General features: G+C 57.4%; 8 protein-coding genes. 3 read left to right on the top strand and 5 right to left on the bottom strand.

Annotation, left to right across the window (positions count from 1 at the left end):
* Positions 1-403 precede the first annotated feature (403 nt).
* The 3 genes from O5O45_RS06300 (at position 404) to O5O45_RS06290 (ending at position 5,049) form a co-directional block, all read left to right on the top strand.
* Positions 404-2,548 carry a choice-of-anchor B family protein gene (locus O5O45_RS06300; RefSeq protein WP_305904395.1) on the top strand — a complete coding sequence of 715 codons (2,145 nt, stop codon included), beginning with the start codon at positions 404-406 and terminating at the stop codon, positions 2,546-2,548.
* Positions 2,549-2,755: 207 nt separating this feature from the next.
* Positions 2,756-3,709 carry a FixH family protein gene (locus O5O45_RS06295; RefSeq protein WP_305904394.1) on the top strand — a complete coding sequence of 318 codons (954 nt, stop codon included), beginning with the start codon at positions 2,756-2,758 and terminating at the stop codon, positions 3,707-3,709.
* 8 nt (positions 3,710-3,717) lie between these two features.
* On the top strand, positions 3,718-5,049 hold the full coding sequence (locus tag O5O45_RS06290) for a cytochrome-c peroxidase (protein WP_305904393.1): 1,332 nt from the start codon (positions 3,718-3,720) through the stop codon (positions 5,047-5,049).
* Positions 5,050-5,207: 158 nt separating this feature from the next.
* Here the strand turns inward: O5O45_RS06290 and tal are convergent, their stop codons facing one another.
* From tal to O5O45_RS06265, 5 genes are all read right to left on the bottom strand, one after another.
* A complete protein-coding gene (tal, locus tag O5O45_RS06285) occupies positions 5,208-6,176 on the bottom strand; it encodes a transaldolase (protein WP_305904392.1) in 969 nt (322 codons plus the stop codon).
* A 4-nt stretch (positions 6,177-6,180) separates the two neighbouring features.
* Positions 6,181-7,731, bottom strand: coding sequence for an FGGY-family carbohydrate kinase (locus O5O45_RS06280; protein WP_305904391.1), 1,551 nt, complete (start codon positions 7,729-7,731; stop codon positions 6,181-6,183).
* Between the two features lie 11 nt (positions 7,732-7,742).
* Positions 7,743-8,819, bottom strand: coding sequence for a zinc-binding dehydrogenase (locus O5O45_RS06275; protein WP_305904390.1), 1,077 nt, complete (start codon positions 8,817-8,819; stop codon positions 7,743-7,745).
* A gap of 221 nt (positions 8,820-9,040) precedes the next feature.
* A complete protein-coding gene (locus tag O5O45_RS06270; RefSeq protein WP_305904389.1) occupies positions 9,041-10,027 on the bottom strand; it encodes an ABC transporter permease in 987 nt (328 codons plus the stop codon).
* Complete coding sequence (locus O5O45_RS06265; protein ID WP_305904388.1) at positions 10,020-11,525, bottom strand: sugar ABC transporter ATP-binding protein; 1,506 nt, start codon at positions 11,523-11,525, stop codon at positions 10,020-10,022. Before O5O45_RS06265 ends, O5O45_RS06270 begins: the two co-directional genes overlap by 8 nt.
* Positions 11,526-11,683: the final 158 nt, after the last annotated feature.

The following is an 11,683-nucleotide window of genomic DNA, read 5'->3' as shown; positions in this document are numbered from 1 at the left end:
ATCAATGTGTTACTAAAAGGTGCATTAACGCACTGTTTTAGCGCCGTCACGGTCCGGATGCTGACCGCAAGGCCAGATTCCAGGGAAGCGGCGTGTGGTGCGATTATTGCTAAATAGCCGTTTCGCCAAGGCTAGAACGAACGCCCGAGCTGAATTAGGACGAACGACATATAGGCCAAAAGCCAATGATCGTATTCAATAACAGGGCGTTTCCGTAGTGGCGAAGATTGCGTGATTTCACGCGAGTGACGTGGATGACCGAACAGGGGTTTGGGGCTTCCAGTCGCAGTACTCGACAGACAAGGACAACGTCATGCTCTCCCCGATGACCGTTTCTTCGTCGGTAGTGGAATTCAGCGGAACTAATAAAACTCAAACCGCAGAGTTATAAGGAAATATAAAGATGAAAAATCTTCCTTTAAAGGCTGTAGCGGCGACTAGCGCTCTCTTGCTCTCTTCTCATTCCTGGGGGCACAGCGCAATGTTTCCTGACGGCTTCAAGTACGACAATTCGAACGAAGGCGCGCCAAGCCCGATGATGAGCGCGATGATGGCCGATGAGGGGTCGGCGTCAGTCGCAAGCTTCACCGCCAGCACACAATGCCAAGATGGCGGCGCCGCAGGCTACCCCTGCAAAAACGTCGACCTGATGTCATTTTTGCCGAAAGGCGATATGGGCGGAGGCTCCTCCAACCTGAACGACATCTGGGGTTACACCGACCCGCAAACCGGCAAGGAAATCGCTATTGTCGGCCGCGAGAACGGCACCTCCTTTGTTGACGTGACGGACGCGGAAAACCCGGTTTACCTGGGCTTCCTGCCATCACACAACAATGGCTCCGATTCCTGGCGGGATATCAAAACCTACAATGACCATGCGTTCATCGTCGCTGACGGCAGCGGCAACCGCACTCATGGTCTGCAGGTGTTCGACCTGACCACTCTACGCAATGTGACGCCAGGCTCCACCCTGACGGAAACAGCGCATTTGGGCGGCTTTGGCAACGCGCACAACATCGCTATCAACGAAGAAACCGGTTACGCCTACATCGTGGGCAGCAACCAGTGTAGCGGTGGTCTGTACATGGTGGACGTGTCCAACCCGACTGCGCCTTCCTACGCCGGCTGTTTCTCAGCCGACGGTTATACCCACGACACCCAGTGCGTGGTGTACAACGGTCCGGATTCACGCTACTTCGGCAAGGAAATCTGCGTTGGCTACAACGAAGACACCATCACCATCGTAGACGTATCCAACAAGAGCAACCCTCAGCAGATCTCGCGTACGCCTTACCAAGGCTCGCAGTATACGCACCAGGGCTGGTTCGTCGATGACAACCACTCTGTGTTGATCATGAACGATGAGCTGGATGAGCAAAACTCCGGCATCAACACCACTTCCTATATTTGGGACGTGAGCGATCTGGAGCATCCGGTTGAACTTGGGCGTTATGTCGGCCCGACCGAAGCCATCGACCACAACCTCTACACCAAAGACGGTTATGTGTTCGAAACCAACTATCGCGCAGGTCTGCGCATTCTTAACGCAGACGATATCGCCAACGGCAACCTGGAAGAAGTGGCGTATTTCGACACCATCCCAGGCTCGAACGCAGCGCAGTTCTCCGGCACCTGGAGTAACTACGCCTACTTCGCCAGCGGCAACATCATCCTGAGCGACATCGGTAACGGTCTCTTCACCGTGAAGCCTGACTGGGACGCGATCGAAAATCCCGATCCGGACCCCGATCCAGATCCAAGCGACTACTGTGAAGCCTCCGGCGCCAACGCCAGTGAAGAGTGGATCGGTAAAGTGGAAATCGGCGAATTCGCTAATGCTTCCGGCTCGTCCAAGTACAGCGACTTCACCGACATGACTGTCGCTCTGGCCGCTGGCGAAACCAGCGTCACCTTGACGCCTTCTTTCAGCGGCAGCTCCTACAAAGAGTCCTGGAAGATCTGGGTTGACCTGAATGGCGACGGCGACTTCGAAGACAGCGGTGAAGAAGTGTTCAGCTCCGGCAGCGCTTCCTCGTCTCCGGTAACCGGTTCTCTGAACATTCCAGCTTCAGCGCCTGAAGGCAAAACCCGTATGCGCGTGGCCATGCGTTACAACGCAGCGCCCAGCCCTTGCGGAACCTTCAACTACGGCGAAGTGGAAGACTACACTGTTGAGATCGGTAGTGGCGGCGAGCCGCCCACTGATCCAGACAGCTACGAGAACACCACTCCATTCGCCATTCCGGATAACAACGGAACCGGCATCAGCAGCCCGATTGACGTGACCCGCTCCGGCGCTTCCGGCACAGTCAGCGTCACCGTGGACATCACTCACACCTACAAAGGCGACTTGGTGGTGGACCTGCTGCATCCAGATGGAACCGTGTTCAACCTGCATAACCGCACTGGCGGCTCCGCTGACAACATCCAGCAGACCTTCAGCGTCGACATCGGCGCCAAAGACTCTGCAGGACAGTGGAAGCTTCGGGTCAAAGACCTGGCCAGACGCGACAACGGCACGCTGAACAGCTGGGGCATCAAGTTCTAACTGATCGGCTGATCGGATAAAGGGGCAAGTTGGGGAGACTTGCCCCTGTTTTCGTTTGTATCAGGGTTTGTCGGCGCAATGACGTCGCCAGCTCCGAGCCCTAAATTAAAATAAGAAGCTCTTCAGAGAAGTTTCCCCAAGGCGACGCAGATCGCCCCGCAGAGCTAGAACGGGGAACTGAAGGGAATACATAAAGATGGACTGTTCATGAAACACATTGCCCAAGTTTTTTTGTTACTCACCCTAATGCCGGGTATCGCCGCCGCTGAAAACGCCGCGCAGGCGCCCGCACCAGAAACAGAAATAGAAGCAGAAACGCCCAACCTATCCATGCAGGTCGCCAGCCGCCTGCTTACCGAAGCGCAAGAGCTGGAGCAGAATTCGGTCAACGTTCTTCGCAACGCCAGCCACATCCGTAAACAGGTGAGTGAAATGCGGGTGGTGGAAAGGTCATTGAAGGATAAGAAACAAAAAGAATCCTTTGGTCAGTCAATTGATATGCTCAACAGCCAGTTGGAGCTTTGGCAGAAACAGGGCGCAGACCTGCGTGAAAGCAGTTCCAATTTAAAGAATTACGCCCTGGCGCTGATTGAAGAAGGCTTCATTGTACAGTGGAGCGATTGGGTGAAGCTGACCGGCCCCATGCGCCTGCAGAGTTCCCACAATCAAATGCTCGCCCATAACACGCAAATCCGCAGCGTTCACCCGTCCATGCTGAACCGCATGACCTCCACGCCAGAGACCGTGAAACCGGACTCCATGAGCCTGGAAATCCCGGCGATGACCGGACAGCAGGCCCCCGCGGATCTGGATATTCGCACTTTCCAGGCGTCCCGGGACCTCAACTTCTTTGCGCATATTGAGCCCCTCACCGAAGGCGCTCCTGAACCGCTGACGCCACTGAATGAAATTCACAAGTGGAACTTCCTGCTGTCGGACATGAACGGCGAACCCATCACCGACGCAAAAATTGAATTCTCCGGCCATATGCCCGGCCACGTTCACGGTTTGCCGACACAACCCCGCATTACGGCGGAGTCCGCTCCGGGGGTATATAAAGTGGACGGCGTCAAGTTCCAGATGGCGGGTTGGTGGGTCATTCAGTTTGACGTCACCGCCAACGGCAAATCCGACACCATCGTATTCAATCTTGTACTCTAGAGGGCTGTATGTTGAGGATCAAACATATCGCGGCAGGCGTGTTGGCGGCGATATCCAGCGTCGCTGTCGCCGCCTCGGACGTCTACCAGTTTACCGATGCGGACCGGGACTTTATCGCCAGATTCTCCCTGTCCGCCCTTCCCGATTTACCCGCTGCGCCCAGCAACAAATATGCGGACAATGAAGAAGCCGCCGAGCTCGGCCGCAAGCTCTTCTTTGACCGCAGCTTGAGCGGCAATGGGCAAGTTTCCTGTGCGCAGTGCCATAACCCGCAACTTTATTTCACTGACGGCCTGCCGCAATCTCAGGCCATTGGAACCACGCGCCGCAGCGCGCCTTCCATTCCTGGCGCCATCTACGGCCCCTGGCAATTCTGGGACGGCCGCACGGACAGTCTGTGGGCGCAGGCTCTATCGCCACTGGAAGATCAGAACGAACACGGCCTTGACCGCACCAGCGCTGCCAAAGCCATGGCCACGGACTATCGTGAAGAATACGTCAAACTGTTCGGCGACGCTAAGGATCTGGACGCCATCTCCGGTCTGACTCAGCCCGCCAGTCCCAAAGTCGCGGGTGAAGCCGAGAAGAACTGGTCGCAGCTCAGCGCCGCCCAGCAGGAAGCGGTCAACCGCGTGTTCGCCAATATGGGTAAAGCCATCATGGCCTACGAGCGCCAGCTCAAACTGCCCCCTGCCCGCTTCGACCAGTTTATTGATCTGCTGGAAAAAAAGGCCGGCGAAGACAAACTCAAAACCATTATGAGCGCAGATGAAATTCAAGGCATGCGTCTGTTCATGGGCAAGGCGAACTGCGCCAGTTGCCATAACGGCCCCTTGTTCACCAACTTTGAGTTTCACAATATCGGCGCACCGGAGCCAGACGTAAAACAGGTGGATCTGGGTCGCTTTCAAGGCGTCAATGATCTCACCAAAAACGAGTTCACCTGTCTGTCTCCCGTGAGCGACGCCCAACTGGAACAGTGCGAGGAAATGGCGTTTCTGAAGAAGCAGGGACCGGAGCTGGTCGGCGCCTTCAAGACGCCCAGCCTGCGCAATGTGGCGGCGACCGCGCCTTACATGCAGGCGGGACAGTTCGCGACGCTGCTGGATGTGGTGCAGCACTACAACAAACCCAAACCGCCCTATTACGACCGCGAACAACACCCCAGCCGCCCGCACTTCGACATCATTCCATTAGGATTGACGGAGGAAGAGCTGGCGCAATTGGTGGCGTTTCTGGGATCGTTAACGTCGCCCGTGCCCAAGGACGATAAGTGGTGGAGAGATCCGCATCTGGAAACCAACGAAAACTCCAGCGGACTGGCTTCTACGAATGAATAGCCTGGCTTAAGTCAGGCGATAACGGCTCAGGCCTAAGCCGGATTCACCGAGCGCGCCATACGGTAATCCGGCTTTTTTAGGGCGTTGCTTTTCTCCATTAAAACAGATGAATAACGCCGCTCGGCGCCCCGCCCGCGCAACGACTCACAGCAGTACTTTCAATCTCCTGCGCGCAAGTGATCGCGAATCATCGCCTCCAGCTTCAGCTGATCCTGGTAGAACCCGCGGATGCCTTCCGCCAGCTTTTCCGTCGCCATGGCGTCTTCACTCATCAGCCAGCGAAACTCTTTTTCCGTCAACGGTTCAGGGGGCGCTGCGCGCACGCCATCGTCACACAACGCCGGCAGCAGCATCCCCTGCGTTTCCGCCAACTCTTCCAGCAACGCGGGACTGATAGTGAGGCGATCGCATCCCGCCAGCGCGATAATTTCTCCGATATTGCGAAAACTGGCGCCCATTACGACGGTGGCATAACCGTAACGCCGGTAGTAGCGATATATATCTTTCACCGAGAGCACCCCTGGCTCTTGCTCAGGGGCATATTCAGCATCTGGCTTCGCTTTCTTGTACCAGTCCAGAATGCGTCCGACGAAGGGAGACACCAGAAACGCCCCCGCCTCCGCGCAGGCGCGCGCCTGCGCCAAATTGAAAATCAGCGTCAGGTTGCAGTTGACGCCCTCGCGCTCAAGAATGCGCGCCGCCTGAGCGCCTTCCCAGGTTGCGGCGATTTTTATCAGCACGCGCTCCACCGGCGCGCCAGTCTGACTCAATAGACGTCGCAACTCCCGCGCCTTGGTGACGGTGGCGTCCACATCGTAGGAATAGCGGGCGCTGACCTCAATGGAGACTTTGCCCGGCGTCGCCTCCAGTATGCGCTGCGCCATCGCCACGACCAGATTGTCCTGGGCGGTTTCGATGGCTCTTTCTTCGTCATGAGGATTCAGTTTGCGCGCCAGCGCCACGCTTTGTCGCAATAAGCCGTCATAGTCTCCAGACTGCACCGCTTTCAATACCAGTGAAGGATTGGTGGTGGCGTCTTCCGGCGCAAAGCGGCGAATCGCTTCCAGGTCGCCGGTGTCGGCCACGACCTTGGTGTAATCGCGTAATTGATTCAACAAGCTTTTCATCGTTTTATTCTTTCTCCTGGGCTACCGCTCTCAAATCGTGCATGGCGTCGCGCAGCTTTGGATAAAGCGCGCAGTATTGCTGAAACATACGCTCGTAGACCGCCGAATTTGCCGCAATGGGCTTGGCTCTGGGCGCCAGGCTGATCCAGTTGCGAATGGCGGCGACGTCCTCGACTACCCCGCCCGCCAACGCCGCCAGCAGCGCTGCGCCAATCGGCGCCTCAACATCCTGCTCGATAGTGAGCACCGGATATCCCGTAACGTCGGCGATGATCTGCATCCATAAGTCCGAGCGCGCCGCGCCGCCGACGACAATCAACTCAGGGTCCAGGCGCGCCGCTCCTTGCCTGCCGCATTCGATGTTGTGTCGCAGCGCAAACGCCAGTCCTTCCAGAATGGAGCGATATAAATGGGCGCGGGTGTGATACAGGGTCAGTCCGACGAAGGAGCCGGAAGCATTGGGGTCCCAGATCGGACTGCGCTCTCCCATCAGATACGGGAGAAATACCAGTCCATTGGCGCCAGGAGGCGTCTTCGCCGCATCTCTTTCCATCAACTGATGAACATCCGCTTCCCCCTGGGCCTGGGCGGCCTGCCGGTCCTGTTCGCAAAACTGCTCCCGAAACCAACTGATGGAAGCGCCCGCCGTGATAGCGCCGCCGAAGATATAGATGTCCTGCTCGCTGTTGGCCACATAAGGCATGCTGATCAAGCCGTTGCGCGCATCGGTCTCCCGATTGACGAATCCCCAGCACATGCTGGTGCCGATCATGGCGACATGGTTGCCCGGCTCCACCACACCCGCCGCCAGAGTCGCCATGGCCGCGTCAACGCCGCCCGCCACCACAGGAACGTCGGCGGGCAAGCCCAGCCGCGCTCCCGCTTCCGCAGTAAGACGCCCAACAATGTCGCCGGAGGCCACCAGCCGTGCGGGCATTTTGTCCGCTTCGATGCCTAGCATATCCATCGCCTCTTGCGACCACTGGCGACGCCGTAGGTCGTACACGCCGCCAATATTACCGGCGGAGCTATGGTCCACCGCCAGCTCGCCAGTGAGATGGTAATTGACGTAACTGTTGGGGGGCAGCAGATAACGGGTTTGACGCCAGATCTCCGGCTTGTTGCCCTTCAGCCACAATATTTTGGTGTAGCCGTAATAGCTGTCCACGCCATTGCCGGTGATCTCCTGCAACCGCGTCACATTCACATGTTCGCGAACCCATTCCGTCTCGGCGGTAGCCCGGCGGTCCATCCAGATCAGACAGGGATGCAGCGGTTTAATGTCCGCATCCACGGGAATGCCGGAACCGCCATAAAGACTGCTGACGCAGACGCCGCAAATGCTGGCGGGGTCGACTCCTGAGATCGCCACGCACTCGGCCACGGTCTTGTACACCGCCTGCAACCAGACATCCGGCCATTGCTCCGCCCACAGGGGACGCGGCGTGTCCACTTGATAGCTCTGCGACGCTTTCGCAATGATGGCGCCGTCCGCCGCCACCAACAGCGCCTTGGCGCTCTGCGTGCCGATATCGACGCCAATGACATAATTCATGACGGGACTCCTCAGGGTATCAGCAGCACTTTGATAGAGTCGGCGGTGGACGCCAGCTGGAAGGCGTTCTCCCAATCATCCAGCTTACGTTGATGAGTGACGATGCCTCGGGATGTCACCAGTCCACGTTCAAACAGATCAATCGCCACTGGATAGGTGTACGGTCCCAGATGCGCGCCGCGAATATCCAGCTCCTTGCGGTCGCCGATGACGGACCAGTCGGTGGTGGTCTCCGCGCCGAAAACGCTGAACTCAACGAAACGCCCCAGCTTACGGATGATGCGCAAGCCCTGAGTGACCGCCGCCGGCGCGCCGGTGGCTTCGATATAGACATCGCAGCCGTAGCCGTCCGTCATGCCCTTGATCGCTGCGTCGATATCGTCGCGGGCGGGATTCAATACCACATCGGCGCCAAAATCCTTCGCCAGTTCCAGACGCTCATCCACCATGTCGATGACCACTAGTTTTTTTGGCGTTTTCAAACGCGCGACCTGGATCATGCACAGCCCCAAGGGGCCCGCGCCCGCCAGCACCACCACGTCGTCCAGTTGAATGTCCGCCCGGTTGACGGTGTGAATTGCGCAGGCCATGGGTTCGATCAGCGCAGCATCCTCCAGGGACACGGACTCAGGAATACTGTGCACGATGGCGTTGGCGGGCACACGCATGTACTCCGCCATACCACCCTCGGCGACATCTTTCTGGAAGCCGAAAATATTGTGCACTTCGCACATCCAGTACTTGCCGGAACGGCAGAAGCGGCAACGCTCGCAGGGGGCGATCTGCTCGGCGATCACTTTCTCTCCCAGCTTGACGTTGAAACGCTCCGCCGCACCCGGCCCCATCTCCACGACGCGACCGTAGAACTCATGACCCGGGATGACCGGCGCTTTCAACCAGGGGTTATCGCCGCACCAGAACATATCCGCGCCGGAGCTGGCCTTGCAGTCGCTGCCGCAAATACCGCAGGCTTCTATTTTGATCACCAGCTCACCATGGCCCGCCACCGGGCGGGCGCGTTGTTCCAGGCGGTAATCGTTGGGAGCGTGACAGACCACCGCGGTCATCATTTCAGGTAAAGCAGACATGCGGAATTCTCCATATTATTAATCTGGCAGACAAATAGCTTCCTTCCATTTGTCTGAAACGACAGAACCGGCACATGTCAGGCCCTGTCTCCCGCGGCTTGCCGCCGCGCAGGCGCATCCATGCCCCTGATTATCAGCATGCCCCTATCATCGCCATGCTGATAATGGCTGTTGTTCGAGTTGTATGATTTCGGGTTTCGAGTTTCGAGAGCGAGCCGGGACTATCTGTCCCGGCTTCTACTGATAAATATGGCGAGCAGAATGATGCCGCCCTTGATGATGTTCTGAATGTACGGCGAGACGCCCATCAGATTGAGTCCGTTATTGAGCACGCCCAGCATCATGGCGCCAATCAGGGTGCCCATAATGGCCCCGCGACCGCCGGCGATGGCTGCGCCGCCAAGCACCACGGCGGCGATAGCGTCCAGTTCAAAGCCGATGCCCGCATTGGGCTGCCCGCTCATCAGACGGGAAGTCAGCACGATGCCCGCCAGCGCCGCAGTGAAGCCGCTGATGGTGTAGACCGCCAGTTTGTAGCGCTGCACTCTCACCCCGCTCAGGCGCGCGGCTTCTTCATTGCCGCCTATCGCATATACGTAGCGGCCAAAAGGCATATGGTTGAGAAGAACGTATGCGACCAAGTAAACCGCCGCCATCACCAGTATCGGCGCCTGGATGCCGAAGACCTCGCCGCGCCCCAGCACCGAGAAAGAATCAGGTAGACCGGAAATCGGATATCCGCCGGTATAGATCAACGCCAATCCGCGGGCGATCCCCATGGTGGCCAGCGTCACAATAATCGGCGGCATTTTGGCGTAGGCGACGAAAGCGCCGTTACCAGCGCCGAACAACGCGCCCACCAACAAGCCGCCCACAATGGAAACTTCCGGAGGAAAGCCCGCCAGAATCAAGCCGGCGGTAATAGTTCCGGAGAGCGCCATCACCGGTCCCACAGACAAGTCAATGCCGCCGGTCAGAATGGCGCAGGTCATGCCCACGGCGATAATCGCATTGATGGACACCTGTCGCGCCACATTGCTCAGGTTGGCGGTAGTCAGAAAGTTCTCGTTCGCCAACGCCATCGCAATGAATATCACGATAAAGCCAAGCAACGGATAAAACGCGGGGGACTTCCTCCACTTTTTCAGCCAGCCTTGCATCAGATTCACCTCTACATTCGCCGTGGCGCTACCAGTCAGTTTATTCATCTTTTACGCCTCCGGTTGCATAGCGCATAATTTCATTGGAATTCACCGCATCCCCTTCCAGAATCTTGACGATGCTTCCCTGCCGAAAAACCGCGACGCGATCGCTCACGCCCACCACTTCCGGCAATTCGGAAGAAATCATGATGATTGACACTCCCTGAGCGGTCAGTTGCTTCATCAGGCGATAGATTTCCGCTTTCGCGCCGACATCGATGCCCCGCGTCGGTTCATCGAAAATAAGCACCTTGCAGTCGTTGTTCAGCCAGCGCGCGATCACCACTTTCTGCTGATTGCCGCCGCTCAGATTGCCCACCGGCGTTTCGCAGTCCGGCGCCTTCACCCGCACTTTCGCGGACAGTGACTCCGCCACTTCGCTCTCCCGTTTGCGGTCGATCAAAGAGCCAGTCCCGGCGACTTTGGCGAGATTATTCAAAGTGATGTTTTCGCGGATGGAGAACGGCAATATCAGCCCTTCTTTTTTACGGCTTTCCGGCAACAGGCCAATGCCTCGACGCAGGGCTTCCGCCGGCGTTTTCATCGCGGCGGGCTCGCCATCCACGCTAACGTCTTTGCGACAGGCAGGCAGCGCGCCGATCATGGCCAACGCCGTCTCCGTACGTCCGGAGCCCACCAGTCCGGCGAAGCCCAGAATTTCGCCTTTGCGGACTTGAAAGCGGTTCACCGGCGCGCCTTTATGCAATTGGATCGCGCGGGCGTCGATGACGATGTCGCCGTCATCCTGCAACGGCGTTTTCTCTGGAAAGCTATTGCTGATTTTGCGTCCCACCATCATTTCCAGCAGCTCATCCACCGCCACTTCACTGACATCGCGATCACCGATCTTTTCGCCATCGCGCAACACGGTGATGCGGTCGCAAATCTCGTAAATCTCCTCCATGTGATGGGAAATAAACACCATCCCCACCCCTTGCGCCTTCAACTCCCGCATCACCCGAAACAGATGCTCCGCCTCATTGGGCGTCAGGGTGGCGGTGGGCTCGTCCAGCACCAGAATGCGAGCGTCCAGGGACAACGCTTTGGCGATCTCCACAAACTGTTGTTCCGCCACGCTCAGATGATCCACCGGCTCGTCCAGATCAATGTTCACATCCAGGCGCTGACAGATTTTCTCCGCCTGAGCGCGCATCGCCTTTTTGCGCAACATGCCCAAGGGACTGCGCAATTCGCGACCAAGAAAAATATTTTCAACGGCATTGAGATAAGGAATCAGACTGAATTCCTGAAAGATAACGCCCACGCCGGCGTTAGTGGCGTCGTGGTAATGACGAAAATCCACGGGCGCGCCGTCGATCAGGATTCGCCCGGCGTCCTGTTTGTAGACGCCGCACAGGATTTTCATCAGCGTGGACTTGCCCGCTCCGTTTTCGCCCAATAAGGCGTGGATTTCCCCCGCCTGCAGCTCAAAGCTGATATCGTTGAGCGCGCGTACGCCGGGAAATCCTTTGCTGATATGTTCAAGGGAAAGAAGACTGTTCATGACTCTTACACCCAGTATTACGACCCAACTTCCAACCGCATCTTCCAACGCGTCTGCATGGCGTTACGCCATGATTGCGTCCAGGAGACCGATTTGATCTGCGTTACTTCTGAAACCTCGTATGGCGACGCAAAATACGCTCGCGCCGTACGCCTACG

It is taken from the genome of Hahella sp. HNIBRBA332, assembly GCF_030719035.1.
Lineage (GTDB): Bacteria > Pseudomonadota > Gammaproteobacteria > Pseudomonadales > Oleiphilaceae > Hahella.
This window is presented reverse-complemented; position numbering and strand designations above follow the sequence as displayed.

Excerpts from the sequence above, each read along its gene's own strand:
- O5O45_RS06300 (WP_305904395.1), top strand. The coding sequence starts at position 404 with ATGAAAAATCTTCCTTTAAAGGCTGTAGCGGCGACTAGCGCTCTCTTG.
- O5O45_RS06295 (WP_305904394.1), top strand. The coding sequence starts at position 2,756 with ATGAAACACATTGCCCAAGTTTTTTTGTTACTCACCCTAATGCCGGGT.
- O5O45_RS06290 (WP_305904393.1), top strand. The coding sequence starts at position 3,718 with ATGTTGAGGATCAAACATATCGCGGCAGGCGTGTTGGCGGCGATATCC.
- tal (WP_305904392.1), bottom strand. The coding sequence starts at position 6,176 with ATGAAAAGCTTGTTGAATCAATTACGCGATTACACCAAGGTCGTGGCC.
- O5O45_RS06280 (WP_305904391.1), bottom strand. The coding sequence starts at position 7,731 with ATGAATTATGTCATTGGCGTCGATATCGGCACGCAGAGCGCCAAGGCG.
- O5O45_RS06275 (WP_305904390.1), bottom strand. The coding sequence starts at position 8,819 with ATGTCTGCTTTACCTGAAATGATGACCGCGGTGGTCTGTCACGCTCCC.
- O5O45_RS06270 (WP_305904389.1), bottom strand. The coding sequence starts at position 10,027 with ATGAATAAACTGACTGGTAGCGCCACGGCGAATGTAGAGGTGAATCTG.
- O5O45_RS06265 (WP_305904388.1), bottom strand. The coding sequence starts at position 11,525 with ATGAACAGTCTTCTTTCCCTTGAACATATCAGCAAAGGATTTCCCGGC.